This is a genomic window from Natrinema saccharevitans, assembly GCF_001953745.1.
GTDB classification, from domain to species: Archaea; Halobacteriota; Halobacteria; order Halobacteriales; family Natrialbaceae; genus Natrinema; species Natrinema saccharevitans.
This window is the reverse complement of the sequence record NZ_LWLN01000001.1, coordinates 2,859,549-2,884,062: the sequence shown is the minus strand read 5'-3', so window position 1 is coordinate 2,884,062 and position 24,514 is coordinate 2,859,549. Positions and strand designations below refer to the sequence as shown.

Annotated in this window: 26 protein-coding genes and 3 tRNA genes; 16 read left to right on the top strand and 13 right to left on the bottom strand. The window is 64.5% G+C overall.

The features are described from left to right. Window positions 1-118: 118 nt before the first annotated feature. Window positions 119-550, bottom strand: a complete 432-nt coding sequence (locus A6E15_RS14740; protein ID WP_076147284.1) for a hypothetical protein — start codon at window positions 548-550, stop codon at window positions 119-121. A 1,137-nt stretch (window positions 551-1,687) separates the two neighbouring features. Between A6E15_RS14740 and A6E15_RS21800 the strand changes: the two genes are divergently transcribed. After that, window positions 1,688-1,966, top strand: a complete 279-nt coding sequence (locus A6E15_RS21800) for a site-specific integrase (protein ID WP_338141484.1) — start codon at window positions 1,688-1,690, stop codon at window positions 1,964-1,966. 42 nt (window positions 1,967-2,008) lie between these two features. Continuing rightward, complete coding sequence (locus tag A6E15_RS14735) at window positions 2,009-2,680, top strand: tyrosine-type recombinase/integrase (protein WP_338141483.1); 672 nt, start codon at window positions 2,009-2,011, stop codon at window positions 2,678-2,680. Window positions 2,681-2,752: 72 nt separating this feature from the next. Here the strand turns inward: A6E15_RS14735 and A6E15_RS14730 are convergent, their stop codons facing one another. From A6E15_RS14730 to A6E15_RS14710, 5 genes are all read right to left on the bottom strand, one after another. Continuing rightward, a complete protein-coding gene (locus A6E15_RS14730; RefSeq protein ID WP_076147282.1) occupies window positions 2,753-3,409 on the bottom strand; it encodes an HhH-GPD family protein in 657 nt (218 codons plus the stop codon). 240 nt (window positions 3,410-3,649) lie between these two features. Beyond that, window positions 3,650-5,041, bottom strand: a complete 1,392-nt coding sequence (locus A6E15_RS14725) for an ATP-binding protein (protein ID WP_076147280.1) — start codon at window positions 5,039-5,041, stop codon at window positions 3,650-3,652. 132 nt (window positions 5,042-5,173) lie between these two features. Beyond that, window positions 5,174-5,893 carry an IS6 family transposase gene (locus A6E15_RS14720; RefSeq protein WP_076147278.1) on the bottom strand — a complete coding sequence of 240 codons (720 nt, stop codon included), beginning with the start codon at window positions 5,891-5,893 and terminating at the stop codon, window positions 5,174-5,176. A gap of 217 nt (window positions 5,894-6,110) precedes the next feature. Then, window positions 6,111-6,184 (bottom strand) — tRNA-Ile (locus A6E15_RS14715). 75 nt (window positions 6,185-6,259) lie between these two features. Further along, window positions 6,260-6,850 (bottom strand): FxsA family protein, encoded by a 591-nt coding sequence (locus tag A6E15_RS14710; protein WP_076147276.1) that lies wholly within the window; start codon window positions 6,848-6,850, stop codon window positions 6,260-6,262. 127 nt (window positions 6,851-6,977) lie between these two features. Between A6E15_RS14710 and A6E15_RS14705 the strand changes: the two genes are divergently transcribed. Both A6E15_RS14705 and A6E15_RS14700 read left to right on the top strand, forming a co-directional pair. Beyond that, window positions 6,978-8,624: a DUF255 domain-containing protein gene (locus A6E15_RS14705; RefSeq protein ID WP_076147275.1), complete on the top strand. Its 1,647-nt coding sequence runs from the start codon at window positions 6,978-6,980 to the stop codon at window positions 8,622-8,624. Window positions 8,625-8,706: 82 nt separating this feature from the next. Continuing rightward, window positions 8,707-9,510 carry a TrmB family transcriptional regulator gene (locus tag A6E15_RS14700; protein ID WP_076147273.1) on the top strand — a complete coding sequence of 268 codons (804 nt, stop codon included), beginning with the start codon at window positions 8,707-8,709 and terminating at the stop codon, window positions 9,508-9,510. Here the strand turns inward: A6E15_RS14700 and mptA are convergent. Next, complete coding sequence (gene mptA, locus A6E15_RS14695) at window positions 9,507-10,433, bottom strand: GTP cyclohydrolase MptA (protein WP_076147272.1); 927 nt, start codon at window positions 10,431-10,433, stop codon at window positions 9,507-9,509. The two genes, A6E15_RS14700 and mptA, sit on opposite strands and share 4 nt — an antisense overlap. Window positions 10,434-10,615: 182 nt before the next feature. Then, the gene (locus tag A6E15_RS14690) at window positions 10,616-10,819 is read right to left on the bottom strand and encodes a hypothetical protein (protein WP_076147271.1); all 204 of its coding nucleotides are present in this window, start codon (window positions 10,817-10,819) and stop codon (window positions 10,616-10,618) included. A 405-nt stretch (window positions 10,820-11,224) separates the two neighbouring features. Here A6E15_RS14690 and A6E15_RS14685 point away from each other — a divergent pair, with 405 nt between their 5' ends. The 3 genes from A6E15_RS14685 (at window position 11,225) to A6E15_RS14675 (ending at window position 14,080) form a co-directional block, all read left to right on the top strand. Beyond that, complete coding sequence (locus A6E15_RS14685; protein ID WP_076148380.1) at window positions 11,225-12,145, top strand: nucleotidyltransferase domain-containing protein; 921 nt, start codon at window positions 11,225-11,227, stop codon at window positions 12,143-12,145. 438 nt (window positions 12,146-12,583) lie between these two features. Then, entirely contained in the window at window positions 12,584-13,321 is a 738-nt protein-coding gene (locus A6E15_RS14680) for a DNA-directed RNA polymerase subunit epsilon (RefSeq protein WP_076147269.1), read from the top strand. Between the two features lie 108 nt (window positions 13,322-13,429). After that, window positions 13,430-14,080, top strand: coding sequence for a DsbA family oxidoreductase (locus tag A6E15_RS14675; protein WP_076147267.1), 651 nt, complete (start codon window positions 13,430-13,432; stop codon window positions 14,078-14,080). On the opposite strand, the gene A6E15_RS14670 is transcribed toward A6E15_RS14675, so the two are convergent. Continuing rightward, window positions 14,081-14,917, bottom strand: a complete 837-nt coding sequence (locus A6E15_RS14670) for an NAD(+)/NADH kinase (protein WP_076147265.1) — start codon at window positions 14,915-14,917, stop codon at window positions 14,081-14,083. 206 nt (window positions 14,918-15,123) lie between these two features. On the opposite strand from A6E15_RS14670, the gene A6E15_RS14665 reads away from it, so the two are divergent. The 6 genes from A6E15_RS14665 (at window position 15,124) to A6E15_RS14640 (ending at window position 20,026) form a co-directional block, all read left to right on the top strand. Beyond that, window positions 15,124-16,158 carry a KaiC domain-containing protein gene (locus A6E15_RS14665; RefSeq protein WP_076147264.1) on the top strand — a complete coding sequence of 345 codons (1,035 nt, stop codon included), beginning with the start codon at window positions 15,124-15,126 and terminating at the stop codon, window positions 16,156-16,158. A 120-nt stretch (window positions 16,159-16,278) separates the two neighbouring features. Next, on the top strand, window positions 16,279-16,518 hold the full coding sequence (locus A6E15_RS14660) for an amphi-Trp domain-containing protein (protein ID WP_076147262.1): 240 nt from the start codon (window positions 16,279-16,281) through the stop codon (window positions 16,516-16,518). A 1-nt stretch (window position 16,519) separates the two neighbouring features. After that, the gene (locus tag A6E15_RS14655) at window positions 16,520-16,882 is read left to right on the top strand and encodes a hypothetical protein (RefSeq protein ID WP_076147261.1); all 363 of its coding nucleotides are present in this window, start codon (window positions 16,520-16,522) and stop codon (window positions 16,880-16,882) included. Between the two features lie 90 nt (window positions 16,883-16,972). After that, window positions 16,973-17,401 carry a universal stress protein gene (locus tag A6E15_RS14650; RefSeq protein WP_076147259.1) on the top strand — a complete coding sequence of 143 codons (429 nt, stop codon included), beginning with the start codon at window positions 16,973-16,975 and terminating at the stop codon, window positions 17,399-17,401. Between the two features lie 56 nt (window positions 17,402-17,457). After that, window positions 17,458-18,951 (top strand): hypothetical protein, encoded by a 1,494-nt coding sequence (locus tag A6E15_RS14645; RefSeq protein ID WP_076147258.1) that lies wholly within the window; start codon window positions 17,458-17,460, stop codon window positions 18,949-18,951. A 106-nt stretch (window positions 18,952-19,057) separates the two neighbouring features. Then, a complete protein-coding gene (locus A6E15_RS14640; protein ID WP_076147256.1) occupies window positions 19,058-20,026 on the top strand; it encodes a transcription initiation factor IIB in 969 nt (322 codons plus the stop codon). Between the two features lie 99 nt (window positions 20,027-20,125). Here the strand turns inward: A6E15_RS14640 and A6E15_RS14635 are convergent, their stop codons facing one another. Together A6E15_RS14635 and A6E15_RS14630 are read right to left on the bottom strand one after the other, a co-directional pair. Beyond that, complete coding sequence (locus A6E15_RS14635; RefSeq protein WP_076147255.1) at window positions 20,126-20,479, bottom strand: hypothetical protein; 354 nt, start codon at window positions 20,477-20,479, stop codon at window positions 20,126-20,128. 213 nt (window positions 20,480-20,692) lie between these two features. After that, window positions 20,693-20,763, bottom strand: a tRNA-Gly gene (locus tag A6E15_RS14630). Between the two features lie 455 nt (window positions 20,764-21,218). Between A6E15_RS14630 and A6E15_RS14625 the strand changes: the two genes are divergently transcribed. Beyond that, window positions 21,219-22,013 (top strand): NAD+ synthase, encoded by a 795-nt coding sequence (locus A6E15_RS14625; RefSeq protein WP_076147253.1) that lies wholly within the window; start codon window positions 21,219-21,221, stop codon window positions 22,011-22,013. Here the strand turns inward: A6E15_RS14625 and A6E15_RS14620 are convergent, their stop codons facing one another. Together A6E15_RS14620 and A6E15_RS14615 are read right to left on the bottom strand one after the other, a co-directional pair. Beyond that, window positions 22,014-22,553, bottom strand: a complete 540-nt coding sequence (locus A6E15_RS14620) for a GNAT family N-acetyltransferase (RefSeq protein WP_076148378.1) — start codon at window positions 22,551-22,553, stop codon at window positions 22,014-22,016. 54 nt (window positions 22,554-22,607) lie between these two features. Further along, complete coding sequence (locus A6E15_RS14615) at window positions 22,608-23,312, bottom strand: enoyl-CoA hydratase/isomerase family protein (protein WP_076147251.1); 705 nt, start codon at window positions 23,310-23,312, stop codon at window positions 22,608-22,610. A 60-nt stretch (window positions 23,313-23,372) separates the two neighbouring features. Here A6E15_RS14615 and A6E15_RS14610 point away from each other — a divergent pair, with 60 nt between their 5' ends. Together A6E15_RS14610 and A6E15_RS14605 are read left to right on the top strand one after the other, a co-directional pair. Continuing rightward, the gene (locus A6E15_RS14610) at window positions 23,373-24,149 is read left to right on the top strand and encodes a DUF7114 family protein (protein ID WP_076147250.1); all 777 of its coding nucleotides are present in this window, start codon (window positions 23,373-23,375) and stop codon (window positions 24,147-24,149) included. Window positions 24,150-24,248: 99 nt separating this feature from the next. Then, window positions 24,249-24,320 (top strand) — tRNA-Thr (locus A6E15_RS14605). Window positions 24,321-24,514 lie beyond the last annotated feature (194 nt).

The window sequence follows — 24,514 nt, the reverse complement described above, 5'->3', positions numbered from 1 at the left end:
TCGAGGGGCCGCCGAGTATTACGCCTTGGACTTGCGGATTCCGGGCCTGTGGCTCGTTGGCACCGTTCAGACGTCCGGACTGTATTCGGAACGGACCGCCCTGACGTTCGGTGCCCGGCTACAACTCCTCCGAGAGGCAGTCGAACCTGTCGTCGTGACAGTCGGTCGGTTTCGACGGCAGGGAGCGGTAAGCGAGTAACTCGTCGTCGACGACGGCGGTCAGGAAGATGTCGTCGGTGGTCATCTCCTCGAACTCCTCGGCCGGCAACACGAGCTGGTCGACGACCGCCTCGCCGTCCTCGAGCAGGAGGACAACGTGGTCACCGTCGACGATTCGATCCACGACGCCGACGTACAGATCGTTACCGTCGATTCCATCGTCGGTCGACGACGTGGCGACCGGCGGCCGTCCGCGCGCCGGCGTCGCATCGGTATCGGGGCGAGCGCCGTCGGCCGCACCGGCAGTCGTCACTGCGGCGACCGCCCCCGTTCCGAGGGCACCGAGCGTTCGAAGAACCGTTCGTCGCGGTCGTCGGGTCTGATCCGACATACCCCGCTTGGCCGCGGGATATCGTATAAACCCTCGGCTGGGTCCATCGGCCCGCCCGTTCGACGGGAGGACCGCCATCCGCGAGTACCGAATCGGCGAATCGTGGCGGATCCGAAACCGGCTGTCGGACGGGAGCTACCGATCGTTTCTCCAGCACCGAGCGATACCCGCGTGCGTTCGCCGTACCGCATCGTGTCGGTCCCGGACCGGTGCAGGGACTGATGGCATCTACCGACTCGGTTCCGACGATTCATCGACCGCCCCGAACATACTAGAAATTCGACTATATCTGAATCTAATCAGGATTCGTGTACTACCGCCCTCCTGCGTTCTATTCATCGCCAAGAACGTCGATTATTGGTCTAAAATAGCCTTATATCGTGTCTACTATAGTCGCTATCGTTCACTGATGATATCCAATCTACTTTGAGAACAGTTTCCTCTTTTCGGTGGATCCCGCGCGTTTGGGCCATAATAGACACGGATCCATCTCTATGTATGAGGTGTAGGGACTACTACACTTTATCTAATCTATATTTTCGTATTTGTATATGAATCTGGTATTTCTACCCTCCCTCATCTGCTTTGGACTGAGTATCAGCTCCGTCTCGGGATCGGCCGGTTGCCGAAACGGGCCGATGTGCCGACGCGCTCTCGAGAACGCGGCCGACCGTGCGGCGGGTATCGAGGACCGACCGTGGATCGTCGCGTTCGCGTAAGGTGTGCTGACTCTTTGAACAGCCACTGCTGTCGATCGGCTCCAGCTGAACCGCCCGCTGGCTCACGGCCCGTCGCCTCGAGATGCGGACTGTGGCAGTCGATCCGTGTGGCTCGCGACCGCCGGCCAGAACCACGTGACGCCGGTCGCCGCGTGCGGTCGTCACCGGTGGAAACGACTGCGAATTCGCGACCGGCGGCGTATCGACTGCTGTCCAGTAGTGTTAGTCCGTGGGGAGAAGGCGACGAGTCGACTTCCGGAGCCGTGGCTCGCGAGGGTACTCGCCGCAAAAGTATGGGCCAACTCGGAAATAATTCAGACGAATTACAGATCCGCTCAGTGACTGAACGCTTCTGTCAACCGGTCGTAGTCGGGTGGTTTCCTTCAGGTTGGGATTCCGAGGAAAACCATATCTAGTCATGGAAAATGACAATCTCGAACCGATCGATCCGCGCACCGCGCAGAAACTCTACCTCGACCACAAGGAGACGCAGTCGATGGAGTGGACCGTCCGCGGCCACCGCTATCGAACGAACCACTTCGTCCGCTGGTGCGACGAGAACAGCATCGACAATATGAACGACCTCACGGGACGGCACGTGCACGAGTACCGCCTCTGGCGGAAGGAGGACGGTGACCTCAACACCGTGTCGCTTCAGACGCAGATGTGTGCGATCCGCGTGTTCCTCCGCTGGTGAGGGTCGATCGAGGCGGTCGATCCGGACCTCCACACCAAAGTCATGGTCCCGCAGGTGCCGCCAGAGGAGCAACAGCGCGACGAACTACTCGAAGCCGACAATGCGCAGGAAATCCTCGCGTACCTCGCGGAGTTTCACTACGCGTCGACCAAACACGTCCTGCTCGCGCTGCTATGGGGGACCGGGATGCGGATGGGCGCTGCCAGGTCTATTGATCTGAAAGACGTCGATCTGGAGGACCGATTCTTGGGCCTGAGACACCGACCCGAGACCGGGACGCCGTTAAAGAACGGCGTCGGTGGCGAACGACTCGTGGCGATTTCACCCGATCTCGCGTACCTCGTAGAGGACTTCATCGAGAACACGCGTCCCGAACAGACCGATGATGTCGGCCGCGAACCGCTGTTGACGAGCCGCGAGGGTCGTCTCGCTTCGAGTACCGTTCGACGGTACATCTACGACGTTACCGCACCTTGTTTTCGAAACCTGGAGTGTCCGGATTGCGAGCGCGGAACGACAGCGAAGTGTCCCGAGTCGGTGACGCCTCACGCGGTTCGTCGAGGGAGCATCACCCACTTTCTGACGAAAGACGTTCCGACCGAAGTGGTTGGCGACCGGATGGACGTTAGTCGGAAAATTCTGGACAAGCACTACGACCGACGATCTGAGGAGGTGAAGTTGGAGCAGCGACGCTCGTACCTCGATAACATCTGATCGAGTTACCCCTCTCCGATTTATTAGCCGGATCGCTTCTCAAGTTACCGCTGCACCTGCGTTAATTCGTTTTTAGTCGTCTTCCGCATCAGCGTACTCGCAGAGTCCGTTCACCGGACACCCCTCGCAGCCTGGGTTCGACGCCGTACAGACGCTCGCGCCGAAGTCGATGAGCGCGTGGACGAAATCTCCGCACCTACCCGGCGGTGCTAAGCGCTCCGCGAGTTCCCAGTTTTCCCTCGCATCGGGTTTGTCTTCCGTCTCAAGGCCGAACACGCGAGCGAGTATTCTCGCAACGTTCGTGTCTACGGCTGCAATATCACCGTCGTAGGCGTGAGCAAGTACCGACGCCGCCGTGTACTCGCCGACCCCGTGTAGGTCGAGAAGTTCGTCCAACGCGTCTGGCACTTCACCGTCGTGCTGTCGGATAATCTGCTCGGATGCTCTCTCAATGTACGCCGTCCGCTTGTGCAAGCCGAGTGGTTCGAGATCTTCACCGATCTCGTCGGATTCCGCATCGACAAGCGACGCCGGCGTTGGGTACTTTTCCACGAACTCTTCGTAGACGCCGAGAACTTGTTCCACGGACGTCTGCTGGAGCATGTACTCGGCGATGAGGATCTCGAACGGCGTGGTGCTCGGATCGCGCCAGGGGAGATCGTGACGTCCATTGGCAGCGTACCACTCCAGTAGGATATCGACGAATTCGTCGCCGTCATCATCGCACATACGGGTCCTTGGTCCCCCCCATCGCACTTAGGAAGTCAGCCGTCTCTGGAAAACGGTGTGGCTCAACCGCAATCTCATCTAAGATAGCCCCCTGGTCATCGTCAGCAGCCGGTGAGCGTCAGTACCGAAGCTCTCGAAATTCACCACGCAAGCGGAGCGAGAAAACGATACTGGAACAGCAGCGAGGGTATTTAGAGAGGTGATCGTCTCGTGGAGTAGTTAATTCGACGACACTTGCAGCTATGATTTCAGCGCTGTTACGACTTCGTCGACGGTGAACAACCGCAGATTATCTCGTTCCGTCGCGGCGTCCTCTACGGCCCGCGTAAAGCCACTTCGAGAGAACAACGCGTACTCGTGCTTCCGCTCTCCGCCTCCGGATGGCGTCCATCGAAGTTCATCCACGTGAGTTTGAAGCTTCGAGAACGCGTCGTAGTCTAACGGTGACCGCTGGAATTTGCACTCTCCGGCGATCAGCGCGTCCTCGTTCGTCAGACCCACGACGTCAACCTCGTGCTCCTGATACCACCATTGACCGACGTCCGTGATCGTATACTCGGGATACAGCGTTCGAAGAGCGGAACCACAGAGATCCTCGAACGAGTCGCTTACGAAGTCCGCGAGCTCCGGCTCGATGAGCGTCTCGTACGCTTCGTCTCCAAAATCCTCGTATCTGTCTCCGCTCCCGTAGACGAAGTGGAACCAGAACCGGAAGAACTGGTCACGGATGCGGTAGCGACTTCGCTTGGTCCGCTCCTTTTGTTCGGTAACCGGAACGTGTTGATCGACCAGTCGCAACCGAGAGAGCCGATTCACGTATTTCGATAGTTGATTGTAATCGATACCCGTCGCTCCGGCGATCTCGTTTCGACTCGTGCTTCCGCCTGCAATCGCTTCCAGAATCGAAAAGTACCGCGTCGGTTCCGTGAGTTCCATTCGGAGAACGTAGTCTGGTTCGTCGTGCAGCGTTCCGTGGCGTGAGAGGATCGTTCGCTGGATATTCTCGCCGAGATCGCCCTCTGGATCCACCTCTTCGAGATAGTACGGAACGCCACCGAAGACTCCCCACGTCAATGTCTGCTCGTCAGCCGTGTAGCTCTGCGGAAAGAATTCCATCGCCGCATCGAACGGGAGCTGCCTGATATCCAGTTTCAACGACGAGCGGCCGTACAGGGGGCTGTTTCCCAACAGCGCGGCTTCTTCCATCATACTGATCGACGAGCCGACGAGGAGGAACGTGGCACTGGAGTCGTCGAGTTCGTGATCGAACATCGCCTGCAGAACGGAGGGGAGGCTTTCGTCCTGTTCGACCAAATACGGAAACTCGTCGAGGACGACGATCGCATCCTGATCTGCGAGATACCCGAGGATAGACTCCCACTCTTCGCGGATCCGCGTGATTCCTGGGTACGCGTCCGAAGCGACCTCGACGAACTGCTGGAGCTGTAGTGCGCTCGTTTTTTGCTTCGCTTGATAGAGAACCGCGTCGTCGTATCCTTTGAGGGACTGCTTGACGAGTTCGGTTTTTCCGAGTCGTCGTCGTCCGAAAATCACCGCCAATTCCGCCTTATCTGAATCGTAGAGGTTGTAAAGGCGCGAAAGTTCCTCCGTTCGGTTCACGAACCCGGGCATAGTCTCCGATACGGCAGTGCCAAATATAATACTTCCCATAACCATACTTCAGAGTATCGTACTTTGAGGTACGCTATTTGACAATCGGTACGAAAGACGGGAACATACAACCCGATCATCGGTTCCGATGAGTCACTTGGCGTTGAAACGACTCAATAGGTCCACTGGCACTGTATAGTTCTGAACCTTCTCAATCGGCGTCTTTCCATCGAGAGCTTGATGCGGTCTCTGATGATTGTAGTAATGCATGAACTGTTCAAGACACTCGCGGACGCTCGACCGACTGCCCACCCACGAGTTATGGAAGCGGTCGATACGCATTTTGAGGGTGTGAAACCACTTTTCGATGAGGTTTCGGTCGGTATAGTTGACCTGACCGCTCAATCCTAATCGAGCAAGGGCAGTCCGATAGCTGAATTGATCCACGAGAAACTCAGCATCCGAGAGATCGTGTTTCTCGGTGAGTCGATGGAGAAACGCAGCCGCCGGATCGGTGCCATGCCGCCCAAATAACGCAACATCGAGAATCAACTTTGTCTCGGTGTCTATTGCAGCGTATAACCAAGACCACTCGCCGTTAATCTTGACAGCGGTTTCGTCAACGGCGACCCGCTTCGGCTGCGCCTCAGGCGGGTCGCGTCCGCTGTCAGCTAGCCGATGAACCCAGTTCCAAACCGCCCCGTGAGAGCGTTGAACGCCTAATTCAGCGAGAATCGTTGTTGTCTCTCGAAGCGAACAACCGGTCTGATGGAGGCGGACGGCGAACGCCCTGACGGGCGTCGCCGTCCGCTCGTTCTCCCAAGATTCTTCTAAATCCGTCTCATAACTCTCGCTGAGCAGGTCTGCGAGCATCAACCAACTCAACAGTACGACCTGCTCACTTCTCAAACTGGCTCAACTAGACAGTGCCGGCTAATCGGAATCCCAAGACGGAGGCGACCCGCGTTCAGAAGTGATTCAACTAAGCGGCGAAATCGAGGGGGCACCCGTTTCCTCGAACGCCGTGAACGGAACTGTTGGGCGCTAAACCTGGCGTTATCGGGTGTCTAAGAAGCGTTCAGAAGCTGAGTGGGCCAACTCGGATTTGAACCGAGAGCCTCCACCTTATCAGAGTGGCGCTCAACCTAATTGAGCTATTGGCCCGCGCCCGTCCTTCGCACTCGATAGTTGCTCGGTGGTACGTTTAAGCGTTTCTTTCTCCGCGACCCGTGCGAACCGCTACCGAGCGAGGGGGTCGTCGTCCCGGTCGTCGTCGCCGTCGTCCGATCGCTCGTCCTCGAAGTCGATCGTGTAGGCGTCTTCGTCGTCGACGCTGTAGGCGTCCTCACCGAGGTCGTAGGTCCCGCCGTCGTTCGAGTCGGCGGTGTCTCGAGTCGGGTCCTCGTCGGGGAAGCCGAACGTCCAGACCCCGCCGCTGGCGAACCCGCCGGTCTTCTTGTCCGCGTAGGGGACGACCACGTAGCGTTTGAGCGCCATTCTGATCGGGACCCGGGTCAGCGGGACGGCCAGCAGGAACCCGAGCAGGTCGGTCACCAGTCCGGGGGTCAGCAGAAAGGCTCCGGCGGCGATCAGCAGGCCCCCGTCGAGCAGTTCGTTGGTCGGGGGCTGTCCCTGGGCCATCGACCGTTGCATCTTCCGGATCGTCCGCCGGCCTTCGGCGCGGACGAGGAGCATCCCGACGAGGCCGGTCAGGACGACGAGCAGTATCATCCCGACCCAACTGAGCGCGTCGAACTGGGTGACGATCACCGCGAGCAACACGGCGTCGAGAAACGGGATGAGCAACAGCGCGAAGATCCACCGGAGCATACCGCGATCTAGCCGCCGACGAGTGAAAATCTTTTACTCTCGGTTCGGGAACCGAATCGCGGCCGCCGTCGAGCCGACTGGGAGACGCGAACGAAGGGCTTACGCCCGCGACTCCCGTCGCTCCGGTATGGACGATACGACCCGCGTCGAGTGGCGCGAGTGGGGACAGGCGGCCTTCGACGAGGCCGCCGAGGCCGACCGCCCCGTCTTGCTCTCGCTGACCGCGACGTGGTGTGACCACTGCCACGAGATGGACGAGGAAACCTACGCCGAGCCCCGGATCGCGGCCAACCTCAACGACAGTTTCGTCCCCGTCCGGGTCGACGTCGATCGGTACCCGCGGGTCCGCGACCGGTACAACATGGGCGGCTTTCCCTCGACGGTCTTTCTCGCCCCGAACGGCGAGGTCCTGACCGGCGCGGGCTATCTCGGCCCCGACGGGATGCGTCAGGTCTTGGACAGCGTTCGGACCATGTGGGAGACGAAAGGAAGCGGTGCCGCCCGCGTTCCCCGACCGCTTCGGGAGGACAACCCGCCGGCCGGCGAGCTAACCGCCGAGATCGAACAGGGGATGCTCGGCCACCTCACCGACACCTACGACGAGACCGCCGGCGGCTGGGGCCAGAGCCCGAAGTTCCCCCTGCCCGACGCCCTCGAGTTCGCGCTCAAACGCGACCGCGAGATGGCTCTGCGGTCCTACGACGCGGTCAGCGCGAACCTGTTAGACGAGTACGACGGCGGCTTCTACCGGTTCGCGACCGACCGGGACTGGTCGGGGCTCCAGCGCGAGAAGCTGCTCGACTCCAACGGCGCGTTGGTCCGGGCCTTCGCCAACGCCTACCTGCTGACCGGGAGAGACGAGTACCGCGAGCCCGCCGCCGACACCATCGATTACCTGACGACGACGCTGTGGAACGACGCGGTCGACGCCTTCGCCAACAGCCAGTCCCCGGGCGACGCCGACGCCCACAGCCTCGACGCGACCGATCGCGCGGCCGCCGACGAACCGCCGGTCGATCCGGGGGTCTTCGCCGGGCCGAACGCGCTGGCCATCGACGGCCTGCTGACCTACTACGCCTACACCGACGACGAGCGGGCCCGCCGGTACGCCGAGCGCGCCCTCGAGACCCTCCGGACGGACCTGCTCGCTGACGGCGTCGTCGCACACGCACGCGAAGACACGATCGACCGTGACGAGGGCAGCGAGGCGCTCCCCCTGCTCACCAATCAGGCCCGCGCGTTAGCGGCCCTGACGACGGTCGCCAGTACCCTCGAGACGGACGCGCTGGCGGACGCGACGGCGATCGCCGACGCGACGATCGAGCGGCTCCACGACGGGGACTCGTTCCTCGACGGCCCCGCGGACGGGGTCGGACTCTGCGATCGCCCGCTGCGGCCTCTGGACGCCAACGTCGCCTTTGCGGACGCGCTGATCGATCTGGCGGCGCTGTCCGGCGAGGACCGCTACCGCGAGTACGCCCGAGAAACGCTCGAGGCCTTTGCGGGGGCCAGCGACCGCTTCGGCGTCCAGATCGCCGGGTACGCGACGGCGGCCTCCCGACTGCTCGAGGGCCCGCTGGTGATCCGGGTCGGTGCCGACGCAGGCTCCGACCTCCATCGGGCGGCCCTGCGGATGGCCGACCACGAGAAGGTGGTCGTCCCCGACGCCGACCGCGAGTCGGGGACGGCGCGGGCCGACCTGGGCGAGGCCGTGTCAGCTACTGCCGAAACTCCCGCCGAGTTGAGCGACGCGGTCCAGCGGCTTCTCGACTGACGCTCGGCCCCCTCGCGGCCGACGCCGTCGAAACGCCAAACTACCACAGTGTTTATATTTCTTCAGCGGGTTGCTCTCGGACATGGCCAGTCTCAGGGACCTCGGGCTCTCCGAGTACGAAGCTCGAGCCTACCGATCGCTGCTCAACACCGGCCCCACAACGGCCAAAGAGTTGTCCCGGGCGAGCGACGTCCCGATGGGGCGGATCTACGACGTGTTGAACAGTATCGAACAGTACAACCTCGTCCGCAGCCAGACCGCCAGCCGGCCGAAGAAGTACGTCGCCGTCGAGCCCTCGACGGCGCTGGATCGTCTCCTCGAGGACAAGAAACGCGAACTCGAGGAAAAGGCCGACCAGTACGAATCGATCGTCGACGATCTGGCGGACGAACTCGACGCGGCCGAACCCGTCGAGGAGCAGTTCTGGACCGCCGCGGTCGGCCCCGAGGAGACGAAGGACCTGCTCTTAGAGCGGTTGGCGGCCGCCGACCGTGACATCGTGATGGTCTCGTCTCACCCGTCGCCCCAGTGGGACATGCAGGCCGCCAGCGAGGAGATCAACGCCCAGCTCGAGGACGCCCTCGATCGCGGGGTGTCGATCGACCTGCTGATGACTCGGGAGATGGTCGGTTCGATGTCGGAGGAGGTGGGGCGGCGCTACCGGGAGACCTTGCAGCAACGCGAGGACTTCGACGTTCGCACAAACAACGACATCACGGGCTCGTTCAACATCATCGACGGCGTCGAGGTCTGCATTCAGGTGCCCAACCCGCTGTCCTCGGGCGAGGCCTTCGCCATGATCGATCTGAAGGACCCGGAGTTCGCCGCGAACGTCCACGAGGAGTTCGTCCCGCGGTGGGAGGAGGCCGAGCCGCTCGAGTTCTAACTCTCGATCTCGTCGCGCAGCGTCCCCAGCTTGACGACCCGCTCGGCGTGGGCGTTGTGCTGGTGGATCGACTCGTCGTTGGACTGGCTCATCGTGATCACCGCGTCGTCGGGCAGGTGGTCGAACTCGTCGACGACGCCCTCCGCCAGCGCGCGCACGCAGTCCTCGACGAACTTCGCGTCGGCGTGGGCCGCGTAGGTCATGTGGTCCTCGTCGGGCCGTTTCGCGAGGTTGTAGATCCGCGCGCTCATCGAGTCACGAGCGATGTCGATGATGTCGTTCAGATCGACCTCGGGATCGCCGCCCGCTTCGACGGTCAGCGTCGCGTGCCCTCGCTGGGAGTGGCCCGGCTGTGGCACCTCCTCTAAGAACTCCGTGATCGTCCCCTCCTCGACGCCCAAATCCTCGAGGGTCTCTTTCGCGCGGGCGGCGGACATCCCCTGCGAGCAGGGGCAGACGGTCATCCCGGTGACCGTCGCGCCGATCTCCTCGCGGGTCCCCTCGCCGGTCGCCGTCGCCGAGGCGACGATGTCGACCGTGTGCTGAGTCTCGCGGTCGCTCGCGGGGGTCTGCTCCCGGCGCATGAACTCCGCTTCCATCGAGACCTCCGCCTTCGAGGTGTAGTCGTGTTTCTCGAGCAACCGTTCGGCGGCCTCGCCACAGACCTCCTCGACGCCGTAGGCCTCCTCGCGAGTCGCGTCCTCCAAGATCTCGTCGATGACCTCCATGTTGCGGCTCATGTCGGCCCCCTTACGCCAGCCGGGGAGATCTACGAAGACCTCGAACTCGGCCGTGAGGACGATCGGTCGCTTCCCCTCGCGGGCGATCTTGACGAGCTTGTCGACGCCCGTGACGCCGACCTGACTCAGGCCGACGGTGACGTCCGGTGACGTGGCTTGCACGTCCGGTAACTGATGACTCATTGGCCGCATTCAGGGCAGCGTTCGATTCAACCTTTCGGAACCGGGGATCGCTTGCGTCCCGACGCTAACAGCGGCTCGAGCCGTCGTTTCTTTAAGTGGTTCTGGTCACAAGGTAGAGCTATGACGGGAGGTCGTCGTTCTCCGGGTTTTTGATTCGATAGTCACGACGCCGGCCGCGGTAATCACGACCCGTCCGACCGACCTGGGAAACGCTCTGTCACTTCCCACGGGATCGAGAGGACGACGAGAAAGACTATCGTCGCACCGAGGCCGGTGAGGAAGTCGTCCGTGACGCGTTGCGCGAGAAAGACGGCCAACGCGGAGACGGCGATCCTTGTCACCCGGTTCAGGTCCCACTCGAACAGTACGGCCCGGAGCGCAGACATCGTTTCAATAGCTACTATAGCACGGTCGGTTTTATAACTCTCCCAGACTGGCCGATGCCCTCCCGCCGGAACGAGGGGCCGGTCTCCGCAGTCTCTCCTCAAAGCCGTCGTTCGTTTAAGCGTCTCTGGTCACAAGGTAGAGCTATGACGGGAAGACGGCAGCCGTTCTCCGCGAGTTCCGTTCGGCAGTCGCGACGCCCTCCGGACGATCGCGATGCTCGGGTTTCGATCTTTACGTGTTTCTGGTCACAAGGTGAAGCTACGAAGGGCATTCGTCACCCGGTCTTCTTCGGCGTCGTTCTCGACGGCGTCGAGCGACAACTATAGTAGCCGCTGAAAGTCATTGCACACCTGATCGCACGATGGCGCTGCGATCAGTGTGTGAATCGTTTCAGCGGCTACTATCTGACCAGCGTCTCGGCAGCCATCCGTGCGACCGTCGACGACCACTTGACGGCGATCGAGCGCGACCGTGACGTCTGGGTCGCGCTGGCGGTCGCCCACGGCAGCCACGCGTGGGGTGCGGCCGGTCCCGACAGCGACTACGACGTCAGGTTCGTCTACGTACCGACGGACCTGCGTCGGTACGCCCACCTCGAGGGACCGCCGGAGACGATCGTCGAGACGGACGGCGAGTTCGAGTATCAGGGCTGGGACGTGCGGACGTTCGCGCGGCTGTTGGCCGACTCCAACGACGGGGCGATCGATCTGCTCCGGAGTCCGATCCGCTATCGAACCGCGTTCGACCCCACGGATCTCGGAGCGTACGTCGAACGGGCCTACAACCCGATGGATCTCTATCACACGTGGCGGGGTATCGCGACGAACAACTACCGGAAGTATCTCTCACACCACCTGGTCCGGAGCGACGACGAACTCTTCCCGATTCTGGAGGTGTGCGACGACGAGTACGTCGTCGAGACCGACGACGGGACGACGACGGTCGCGGCCGACGACGACCGTTTTCGAGAAACCCGGACGAGGCCTACGGTGAAGCGCAACCTCGTGATCGCCCGGGCGGCGATGGCCGCGCGGTACCTGAAAGCAACCGGGGACCGCGGCGACCACGACCTGCCCGCGCTCGAGTTCGAGTCGTTCCTCACCGAGCAAGCGCCCGCCGTCTTCAACGCCGATCGGATCGAACGGGCTCGAGACCTCCTCGAGCGAAAGCGGACCGGCGAGGGCGACGAGCGGATCGGCGACGCCATCGGTCGGGCGTTTGCCCACCCGCCGCGGGAGATCGATCCGGACGTTCACGCGCGGGCCGGTCCCGACCCCGACCGCCTCGACGGGTTCGTCGACGAGTTGATCGCGGCGGTCCGGTAGCTCGCACCTGCGTCGTTCTTTAGCTGCCTCTGGTCACAAGGTGAAGATACGACGGGAGAACGAATCCTTCTCGAGTGGGTTTCACCGAGCAGCGACGCGTCCGAACTCACCTCCGCGGACCGACACTGCCGGTCGGCGACGGCCCCGGGCCGCGTCGCACCTTCGAGGTGAGGATCGACCGTGATCGCTACTGACCGACCCGAACGGCTCGTTCTTTACGTGTCTCTGGTTACGAGGTGAAGCTACGAAGGGCTTTTCGCGGATCGACGGGACACTCGAGCGACGGCGTTGCTCATCGAAACGGCAGTGAACGCGTTCGTTCGACCCTCCCGCCCGTTCACCTGTTGACGGACACCTGTTAGCGGACCTGTCAGTCCGTTCAGCCGATCGATTCCACGGAGCGAGCCTTTTTCACGCTCCCTCTCCGAGCGACAGACGATGCAAGACGACGGTGCCGACTCCGGTCCAGCGTCCGAGCGAGCCCCGGTCGAGACGGACGACGAGCGCCGCCTCGAGACCCGACCCGGCTCCGGCTCGCTCTCGCGGGCGGACGTCCAGCGCGACTCGACGGTCCGCCAGTGGGGCGTCGTCACGCCGAGCGCGACGGTCATCGGGCGGGCGGAGTCGCCCGACGCCGACCTCTCCGAGAGCGTGCGTCGTCTCCACGACGAACAGCACGCGGCCACGCCGGGCTACAGCGAGCGCGCCCACCACCTCGATCGACTGCGGACCACGCAGGCGCTGTGTAACGCCCTCGAGGTGACGCCGTGGCAGCGCGATCTGGCGCTGGGCGTCATGGACGAGATCGACCTCACCGAGTTCGGCAGCCAGCGCGCCATCGAGAAGGTCGCGCTGGTGGTGATCCGCCACGTCGTCGACGCTGACCGGAAGCAGTACTTCGGGCTCGACGACATCGACGCCCAGGCGCTGTCGGCCGACCGCATGGAAGAACTGTTCGCCCAGTACCGGGCCCACGACATCACCGACGAGGAACCGTTCGAGCGGCTCGCGTCGGCGTACGGGCTCGATACGACGAGCCTGAACCGGCTTCGTCGCGTCCTCAAGGAACAACTCGAGGACGAGCTGCCGGCCTACGGCCGTAACCCCTACCGCGACCCGAACCTGCCGAACGCGACCGGGACCGGCGACGCGCCGGCGTCCGAATCGGAGTCGTAGGCGGCGTTCGGTGGGCTCCGTTCGCACTGTCTCTCCGGCCGCGGCTCGAGCCGCGGCCGCCGCTGCCGGGGACCGGCGACTTTTCCCTCGCAGAACCCTACCAAAGCTATGACCGACGCTGACTCCGGACCGACCCCCGAGACGACCGACCGAATCGAAATCTACGCCGACTACGTCTGCCCGTTCTGTTATCTGGGGACCCGCTCGCTCGCACAGTACCGTGAGGATCGCGACGAGCCCCTGACCGTCGACTGGCACCCCTTCGATCTGCGAAGCGGGAAGCGAAACCCCGACGGCTCGATCGATCACGACGTCGACGACGGCAAGGGCGACGAGTACTACGAGCAGGCCAGACAGAACGTCCGCCGACTGCAGGAGGAGTACGGCGTCGAGATGGCCCAGGAGATCGCGACCGACGTCGACTCTTTCGACGCGCAGGTCGCCTCGTGGTACGTCAAGGGGGAGTACCCCGATCGGTGGGCGGCCTTCGACGAAGCCATCTACGCGGCGCTGTGGCAGGACGGTCGCGACATCGGCGACGTCGACGTGCTGGCCGATCTCGCGGCCGACTGCGAGCTACCGGTCGACGAGGTTCGGGACGCGGTCGACGACGACGGCATCCGGGCGGAACTCGAGGACCTGTTCGCACAGGCCCAGCAGACGGGCGTCACCGGCGTCCCGACGTTCGTCTCGGACGGCCGCGTCGCCCGCGGCTCGGTCCCGCCGGAACACCTCGAGCGACTCGTCGAGGGCCAGTAGTCACTCGAGTTTGTCGAGGCCGTCGAAGAAGTTCGCCCGCGGGCCGACGAGCGTGACCGGGTCGGCCGCCGGCGTAACCGAGACCGTCGCGGGCGGCTCGAGGCGCCGTCTGTTGCGGCCGTCGCTGATCGCGTAGGCGGTGTCGGCACCGGTGACCGTGAGGCTGATTTCGGTGTCCGGTTCGACGACCAGCGGCGGCATCGACTCGGCCGCGGCCATCTGCGTGACGATGACGGCGTCCGTCGCGGGGTGGACCAGCGGCCCGCCCTCGCTCAGGTTGTAGGCGGTCGATCCCGTCGGGGTCGCGACGAGGACGCCGTCGGCGTGGCTCTCCGCGTACGACTGGCCGTCGACCCGAACCTCGATCGTCGCACCGCCGCCGTGGCCGCGTCGCCGTCCGTGGACGACGATCTCGTTGAGCGCGGGCGCGAGCGTCCAGTCCTCGTCGACGCCGGTCGCCCGGAGCCGCGCCAGTTCCCGGCCCTCGACCCGGCCCGTGCGCGCGATGTCCGCGACGATGTCGGTGACGACGTCGACGGCGTTTTCGGGTGCGACGGCGTTGAGAAAGCCGACCTCACCGAGGTTGACGCCCATGATCGGCGTGGGGCCGACCTCGCGGGCCACGAACAGCAGGGTCCCGTCGCCGCCGATGCTCACGACGAGGTCGCGATCGCCCATCGAGCCGACCGGCACGGCCGTCGCCGCGATCGCCTCGCCCGTGGCTTCGTCGACGACTGCGCTCGCGCCGGCCCCCTCGAGGGCGTCGACGAGGGCGGCGGCGAGGTCCTGTGCACGCTCGTTGTCGCGCTGGGCGACGATTCCGACGGCGACGTCCATCGGCGGCGGCTACCCGCCGCTACGCCAAAAACCCACGCTTGTCCGGCCAGCGGCAACAAGGTTAATCCGGATGGAACGACTCCGATCAGGTGAACCGCTGCGACGACCCCCGTCGCAGTGTCCAGTATGGCGTCGGCTTCCCCGTCCCCCACCGTCGATCGCCGTCGACACCAGCGACCGCTTTTTCCTCCGTCCGAACTCGGCGGGTGGTTCCCGTGAGCGACGACGCGGACGATGCGGACGACGACTGGTTCGATCGCGCACTCGACGACGAGGCCGACGCCGAGGACGATCCGTCCGAGGCGATCGACGAACCGGACTCGAGCGGCGATGGCCCGACCCCGACGGCCGCGGACGACGTCACCGACGGTGAACGCGACGACTCCCTCTTCGAGGAAGACTTCGGCTCGGCCCTGCACGATACCGACGCCCCGGCGATCGACGCCGACGTCGGCCCCGGGACCGACGGCCCCGAGGGGTTCGACGACCTCGATTTCGTCCTCGGAGGCGACGAACCCGACTTCGACGAGGCGGTCGACTCGGACCTCCCGCGACTCGAGCTCGGCATCGAGGGCCTCGACCGGATGATTCAGGGCGGCATCCCGAAGCGTTCGCTGATCGTCGCGATGGGCAGCGCCGGCACCGGCAAGACCACCTTCGGCCTACAGTTTCTCACTCACGGCCTCGAGCAAGGCGAACGCGCCGTCTTCATCACGCTCGAAGAGAGCCGCGATCACGTGATCACCAGCGCGACCGAGAAGGGCTACGGCTTCGACGAGTACGTCGCCGACGGCCAGCTGGCCGTCGTCGACGTCGATCCCATCGAGATGGCCAACAGCCTCGCCTCGATCCGCAACGAACTCCCCGCACTCGTCGAGGAGTTCGGCGCCTCGCGGCTCGTGTTGGACTCGGTCTCCCTGCTCGAGATGATGTACGAGGACCGCGCGAAACGACGCAACGAGATCTACGACTTCGCCCGGAGCCTGAAGGAGGCGGGCGTCACCGCCCTGCTGACCAGCGAGGCTTCCCCGGAGACGGCCTACTCCTCGCGGTACGGAATCGTCGAGTATCTCACGGACGCCGTCTTCGTCCTGCAGTACGTCCGTCCCGACGACTTCCGGGAGACGCGGCTGGCGGTCGAGATTCAGAAGATCCGCGACGCGAACCACTCCCGGGAGAAAAAGCCCTACGAGATCACCGGCGAGGGGATCTCGGTCTACCAGCAGGCGAACCTGTTCTAGTGACAGATCGCGCACCAGTGTCTACAATCTGAACGTTACAGACGGTTCTGGTCCGGTAAAAGCCACTTATCGACGTGTTCAAGGCCCATACTTTTGCGGGCGGGAACCGGACACTCCCGTATGGCGCAACGGACGACAGCCGACGAAACACTGCCACGGGAGGAATTCGCCGCCTACCTTCGGGAACTCGCCACGGAACTCGAGGACGAGAGCGAGACGGTCTCGATACGGGTCGGCAACAAGAACGTATCGCTGAATCCGCCGCGTAACATCGATGTCTCGGTCGAGACGGTCGAGCGGTCCTCGATGCTCCGGGGCGATCGCGAGACGGTCGAGATCGAACTGAGCTGGAAACCCTAACATGGCCGCCGCAGACTCGATCCTGATCTTCGTCCTGAGCCTGCTGATCGGGACCATCGGCATCCTCGCCGGCGCGCGGCTGGTGCTTGACAGGGACGCGAGCTTCGTGAACGCGGCGATCACCGCCCTCATCGGGGCGGCCGCCTGGGGGATCACGAGTTTCTTCGTCGGCTGGATCCCCATCCTCGGCGTGTTGCTGATGTTGGTCATCTGGGTCGGCGTCATCAACTGGCGCTACCCCGGCGGCTGGGGATCGGCGGCCGCGATCGGGTTCGTCGCCTGGATCGTTGCCGTCGGCATCCTCTACGCGCTGGCCGCCGTCGGTTTCGTCACCCCCGACGCGCTCGGCATCCCCGGCGTCTAGACGGCCGCCCGGATCGCGCCGGAGTTCCCGCCGTCGAAGACGGAGGGAAACCCCTTTTTCCGTCCGGACGAGTGGTCCACCTAGACAGCAATGTACGAGACGATCCTGCTTCCGACGGACGGCAGCGACCACGCGGCGACCGTCGCCGATCACGCCATCGACGTCGCGGCCACCCGTGACGCGACCCTCCACGTCCTCTCGGTCGTCGACGACCGCGCCTTTCTCGTCCTCGACGAGGACCGCGTCGAGCAGGTCCGCGACGATCTCGAGGCGACCGCCCGCGAAGCCGTCGACGAGGCGGCGACCCGTGCCGCCGACCGCGGCGTCGAGACGACGACGGCCGTCGACACCGGAAACCCGGCCGAGTGTATCGTCGACTACGCCGCGAGCGAGCCCGTCGACCTGATCGTCATGGGGACCAGCGGCGACGAGTACGAACGGAACGTCGTCGGCAGCGTTTCACAGCGAGTCGTCCGCGAGGCCCCGGTTCCGGTCACGACCGTCGGTCCCGACGTTTAAACGGTCGGCACGGTTACACACGGTTTGATATATACCCCGTCGCTAGTCTCCGGGAGATGCGTCGCTCGCTCGTCATCGGTGCGGTACTGATCGTCCTCGCGTTCGTGTTCGTCGGCGGTCCCTCGATGTTGCTGTCGCTGTCGGCCGACCAGACCGCGGGCGACGGGGCCACAGAGCGTGACTCGAAGCCGACGCCGGAGTTGGTCACGCCCGAGGACTCCGAGAGCAGCTTCTGGGAGTATCTCAGCCCGAGCAAGGGGTTCCAAAAGCGGAGTCCGATCAACGTGGTCGTTCGCGGCGATACCGAAGACGTCGAGCGGGTCCTGACGGAGGCCGACGGCGGCGATTGGTCCGAGATGAACGAGTCGGAAGAGGAGGCCCTCCCCGACACGTACGCGATCACCGCCGGCAACGAATCCGACAACGAGACGGGGGCGATCGAGGGCCCGGGAGCGAACGACACCGAGCACGCGACCGGCAACGTCACCGGGAACGCGACTGCCAACGACACCGAGAACGCGACCGCCAACGAGTCGGCCGGGCGCTCGGGCGTCCTCCCGACCCTCAACTGGGGCCAGGCCGACGGCGGCACCCGCTACGCCTACGTCGACCCCGGCGAGAACGAGAGCGGCTACTGGACGACCGAAACGCGCCAGCTCGAGGACGGCACCTACTACGGCCAGCGCTATCACATCCGGCTCTACGAGAGCCCCAACGAGGACGACGACTGGGTCATCATGCAGACCCACTCCGAACACTTCGACTGGTTCACGCTCAGACACCGCGTCCACGGCTCGCAGGACGCCCAGACGAAAATCGAGCAGGACTTCATGGAGCATCCGGGCGTCGACGTGCAAGACGACGTGCGACGACTCTATCTCGACAACAGCAACTCCTCGGACGCCGACGGCTGGGCGACGTTCGTCGAACTCGCCGGGCTGATCGTCGTCCCCACGCTGGTCGGCGTCGGGGCCGGCAGACGCCGCCTCGAGGCCGGCGGGAGCCCCGAGGGCTCGACGGACGAGCGGGTCGCGCGGCATACGCCCCACGCGATCGACGACCACCTGACCGACGTCGACAGACGGCGACTCGCCGCCGCCTACGACCGCCTCGAGGTCGGTCACGTCCTGTTGATCCTGGTCATCCTGGCGCTGTTCCTCGGCGTCCGGACGGGCGGGCTCGTCCTCGAGCGCCGAGCCGCGTCGCTGACGCCCCACCAGATCGCCGCGATCCTCTATCCGGTGATCGCGATCGGGATCCCGACCGCGACCTACCTGATCGCACGCGGGCTCACGCGGCGACTCGACGCCGCCGTCGTCGCCGCGGGCTCGCTCGCGGCCGCCGTCTGGATCGATTACGGCTGGCTCGGTATCACCGCCCTGCCCGTCGACGTCGTCCTCCAGCGGATGCTCGTCGTCGTCGCGCTCGGGCTGATCGCCGGCGGCGCGGCCAAACGCGCCGCGCGCAGTTCGAAGTTCAACGACATGCTGCTGGTCGGCTCGGCGATGTGGGTGCTGGTACTGGCCGGCACGCTGTTCGGCTACCTGTAGGGACGGCTCGGCCGATTTCCGATTCGACAGCCGCTCTCCAGCCCGCTCGAGCGAAATCGGGCCGTGGCGAGTGCTTAAGTTCTTCCGCCGTCGTTACCAACACGACATGGCAAGCCCCACCCGCCAGCGCGAACGCGATCCTGAAACAACGACAGCAAAAACGCAGGAATCGGAGCGCGAGCGGGTGTGTGACGAGTGCGACGGCGGGACGCTCGTCAAGAGCGAGGACCAGGGGGAACTCATCTGTGACCAGTGCGGACTGATCGTCGAGGGGAGCAACATCGACCACGGGCCCGAGTGGCGCGCGTTCAACCACTCCGAGCGCCAGAACAAGTCCCGAGTGGGCGCGCCGACGACCCAGACGATGCACGACAAGGGCCTGACGACCGCCATCGACTGGAAGAACCAGGACGCCTACGGCCGCTCGATCTCCTCGGACAAACGCAGTCAGATGCGCCGCCTGCGCAAGTGGCAGGAACGCATCCGGACCAAAGACGCCGGCGAACGGAACCTCCAGTTCGCCCTCTCCGAGACCGACCGGATGGCCTCCTCGCTCGCTATCCCCCGCTCGGTCCGGGAGGTCGCCTGCGTCATCTACCGGCGCGCGCTAGACGAGGACCTCATCCGCGGGCGCTCGATCGAGGGCGTCGCCACCAGCACCCTCTATGCCGCCTGCCGGATGGAGGGCATCCCCCGCTCGCTCGAGGAGGTCGCCGCCGTCTCCCGGGTCGAACGCAAGGAGATCGGCCGCACGTATCGGTACGTCGCCCAGGAACTCAACCTCGAGATGGAGCCGGTCAACCCCAAGAAGTACGTTCCTCGGTTCTGCTCGGAACTCGAGCTCTCCGAGGAGGTCCAGGTGAAGGCAAACGAGATCATCGACGTCACGACCGAGAAGGGGCTGCTCTCGGGCAAGTCCCCGACCGGCTACGCCGCGGCCGCGATCTACGCCGCCTCCCTGCTCTGTAACGAGAAGAAGACACAGCGCGAGGTCTCCGACGTCGCGCAGGTGACCGAGGTCACGATTCGGAACCGGTATCAGGAGCAGATCGAAGCGATGGGCATCCACGAGTAAGGCAGTCGCCCCTCCAGGCGGTGACCATCGATTCCTCGTTTTCGGGTGTCCTTGAACGATAACGTATTCGGCGTTCGACGGCGAACCCGGACCGTCGTTTTAGTCTTCCTCGAGAGTCACGTCGAAGTCTGCCAGACGGATATGGAGGGCAAGGTGTTGTCGCTTCGTCAATGCGATCACGTTGGCGGGCGTATTCAACCACGGAATCGGCTTCTTGTGGTGGATCTGTTTGCCCGCAACCGCCTCCGTTCCGAACTCAGCGACCGCGAGGAGGCGGTGAACCGGAACCTCGGATTGCTCTCCGTCGTACGTATGGACCCACCGCTCGTACCCGTTCGAGTCCCCATAGAGCGGAACGTGGTCGTACGAGGCTCTGACTTGGTCGTACGTCTCGATTCCCGCTTTCCGCTTCGCCTCGTTCCAACCGCCCGTGATCGTACAGATATGCGTCACGCACGGTGAAAGCCCAAGTTCCCGGTACTCCGCCTGTGTCGGTGATTTTTCCAACCTGCGTGCCGCCTCTCGGAGCGACGAGCGACAATCCTGCTCCGTGTAGTCCGATGCTATATAATACAGTCCCGAAATATTGCCAATAAAGTATGTTATGGGTGCGTGCAATTACGCAACGAACAGATAGTGCGTCGAGAGCAGAAGTGATCGACAGGATGCGCCGGCCGGGAATTGAACCCGGGCCGCGAGCTTGGGAAGCTCGAGTCCTACCACTGGACCACCGGCGCACTACGCTCACTTCGTTCGCTTGTGCGCCGAGGATCGCAAATCCGTTGGATTTGCTCACCACCGGCGCTCACTCACGTCGACACTCGAGCATACCCACCGATCACACTTCAACGTAGCGCTCTCGAGCGAGTTCGACGGCCGACTCACAAATCCGGCCTCGAGTTGCAGGATTTGCGGACGGTCCGTTCCCCTTACCGATCGGCCGTCGTAGCGAGGGACGCGGCGAGACGATGTGTCCGGGTTAGGGTAGTGGCCCTCCTTCAGCCCGTTTCGGCTGCGACGCGCAGTTCGATTCTCGCACCCGGATCTCGCACCCGGATCTCCCGCGTTCGATCGCTGTCGTCGTCACGTCGGCCGGTCAGTGACGACGGTGCCGCCCCATCGAAACCGAACGTCCGGTCACTTCTTTCCGGTTAGGCGAGCCTATTAGGTCACCGCAGTCGTACCCTCTCCTATGATCGACCTTCGATTTTCGGAGTCGGAACTCGAGCGGCGTCGCGAACACATCACGTCCTTCATCGAGGAGCGGGTCGCGGCCGCGGGGGCCGACGGTGCCGTGCTTGGCCTTTCGGGCGGAATCGACAGCACGCTGACGGCCTATCTCGCCGTCGAGGCGCTCGGCACCGAGAACCTCCACGGGCTCGTTCTCCCGGCGACGGTCAGCAGCGAGGAGCACATGAGCGACGCCGAGTGGGTCGCCCAGGAGCTGGGGATCGGCTACGACGTCCTCGAGGTCGAGCCGATCGTCGACGCCGTGCTGGCGGCCTATCCCGAAGCCGAGGGCGACCGCGAGGCGGTGGGCAACGCCCGCGCCCGCGTCCGGGCGGTTCTGAACTACCTCGTCGCCAACCACGAGGAACGTCTCGTACTCGGGACTGGAAACCGGAGCGAGGCCGCGGTGGGCTACTTCACCAAGTACGGCGACGGCGCGGTCGACTGTCACCCAATCGGGAACCTCTATAAGGGACAGGTCCGCCAGCTCGCTCGCCACGTCGGCGTCCCCGAGGAACTCGCCGCCAAGACCGCCACCGCGGAGCTGTGGGCCGACCAGACCGACGAGGACGAACTCGGGATCGGCTACGACACCCTCGATTCGATCCTCGCGACTCACATCGACGGCCCGCTGTCGGTCGCCGCGACCGCTCGGTTGCTCGCGATCGATGAGGACACGGTCGAACGGGTTCGCGGCATGTACGAGCGCAGTGCCCACAAACGCACCGTCCCGCCGGCTCCGGACCCGCTGGACTGACTACGACTCCCGGTCTCGCCACTCGTCCTCGAGTAGCCCGTACCAGTGGGTGTCCCGGTACTCCCCGTCGACGAACTCGAACTCCCGGCTAGTTCCTTCGCGAACGAACCCGACCGACTCGAGGAGCCGCTGAGAGGCCTCGTTGAACTCGAACACGCGGGCCTCGATCCGGTGGAGGCCCAGCTGGTCGAAGGCGTACGCGACCATCAGTTCGGTCGCCTCGGTGCCGTACCCCTGCCCGTGTTCGTCGGGGTCGATCCAGTAGCCGACCTCGCCGCGTCCGGCCTCCCAGTCGATCTCGCGGAGGCCGATCGTCCCGACCGGCGCGTCGTCGGCGGTGATCAGCAGGTGGACGCCGTCGTCACCACACACCACCTCGTCGAAGAACTCCTGTTCCTGTTTGCGGTTGATCGGACGAGAGCCGCCGATCGGTCGCCAGATCGCCGGATCGTTGATCGCATCGCGCAGGTAGTCGAGGTCGGCTTCCTCGATCGGTCGGAGATCGACCCTCTCGCCGGTGAGGAACGTCGAATCGGGCATGATCTCGGATCTCGTCACACGGAGAAAACTATTATGGTTCCCTCACATGTCTCGTCACTCGAGCAGCGCGTCGACGTCGTCGGCGTGGGCGGCCACGAGATCGGCGAAGGCCGCGGCCTCGCGTCGCTCCTGGGTCGCGCGTTCGCCGTCGTCCCGGAGCCGGCGTTTGAGAACCGCCAGCGCATCCGTCGCGTTGTCGGCGATCTCCGCGGCGACCGTGCGTGGGTCGTCCTCGATCCGCGATATCAGCCCCATTCGAAGGGCCTCCTCGGCGTCGACCGACCGTCCCGAGAGCGCGAACTCGAGGGCGTCGCCCTCGCCGAGGACGCGAGGCAGTCGGACGGTGCCGCCCCAGGCACCGAACAGGCCGAAGCTGACGCCGGGCTCGCCGTAGGTCGACGCGGGCGTTCCGACGCGGACGTCGCAGGCCAGCGCGAGCTCGAGCCCGCCGCCGCGCGCGGGGCCGTCGATCCCCGCCACGACGACCGCGGGCGAATCCTCGATCGTTCGGGCGACCCGCTGTCCCAGCCGCGCGAACTCGGCCGCGCGGTCCCGATCCCCCTCGAGGGCCGCGACTTCGTTGAGATCCGCGCCGGCCGAAAAGGCCGGTCCGCGCCCGCGCAGGTAGATCACGGGCTCGTCGGCGTCGGCGACCGCCGCTTCGAGGGCCTCGAGGCCGTCTTCGGTGAGGGCGTTGCGTGCCTCGGGGCGGTCGATCGTCACGGTCCGAATCCGTCCGTCAGCGTCGACGTCGATCATATCCGCAGTCGATCCGGCGTTTCCAAAGGTCTTTGCCTCCCCCGTCGTAACCCCCCGCTAATGGAGAATGCCGACAGCTGTCGGCGTGCCGCCGCCGAGGCCGTCGCGGACGTCGAACCACCACAGCTACACGAGTATCTCGAATCCGTTCTCGATCGGGCGTCGATGGTACCCGCGACGCTCACGCTCGAGAGCGCCGCTGCGATGGCCACCGATGGCCACGGCTTCGACGAACAGTACGATCACGGGGTGGCCGACGAGGCGACCGCCGATCGGGACCGTTCGTCCGGCAGTGACCACGACGTCGTCACCCACGCGGCCGGCGTCCAACTCATCTACGAGGGACTGCGACTGACGCGGGCGCTCGCCCACGACGAACCCTGGACGAAAAGTGACGCCGACGCGGGCGAGGCCGACCTCGCGATCCTGGCTGCCGACATCCTCGTCGCGCGAGGCTTTTACCTGCTGGCTCGCACCGAGGCCGCCGGCACGGCCGTCCGCACCGTCCAGTCGTTCGGCCGCGACCAGACCCGTCGGGCCGACCTCGCGGCGGGCGACGATCCCGATCCGACCGCCGCGATCGACGAGGGCGATCCCGCGGCGATCGACGCCAACCTCGAGCGCGACGTCCTCGAACTCGCGGTCCGGACCGGAGCCGTCGCCGTCGGCGAAACCCCCTCGCCGCGGCTGCTGGCCCTCGCCGAGAACCTCGCCGACGCCGCCGGCACCTCGTTTCCCGCCGTCGAGGACTGTCTCACCGATCTCGGGCCGTCGGTCTCCGACCGCTCGCTCGAGGACCACGCGACCGACCGGGCGACGTCGGCGACCGATCCCTGATCGCGCCTCGAGACTCCGAGACGGCACCGCGACACACCGGCGCACGGCTCCCGTGGATCGAAACGCATAAAGACATCTCCGATCAACGAAGAAGTACGCGCCTGGGTAGCTTAGCGGTAAAGCGCGTCCTTGGTAAGGACGAGAGCCCGGGTTCAAATCCCGGCCTAGGCTTTTCGTTTTCGTCGTCTCGAGTCACCTAGTACCAGCTGTCGGATCGACCGGTCTCGAGTCCTGTTCGGCACGGTCTCAGCCGGACGACGCCTCGAGCGACGGCGTCGACACCGGTTCAGAACTGCAGTCTCGCGGCCCTTTCGAGTACAGTTGCAGTCGCAGGCTAATCGCTATTGATCGTCCCGCCGGTGCGT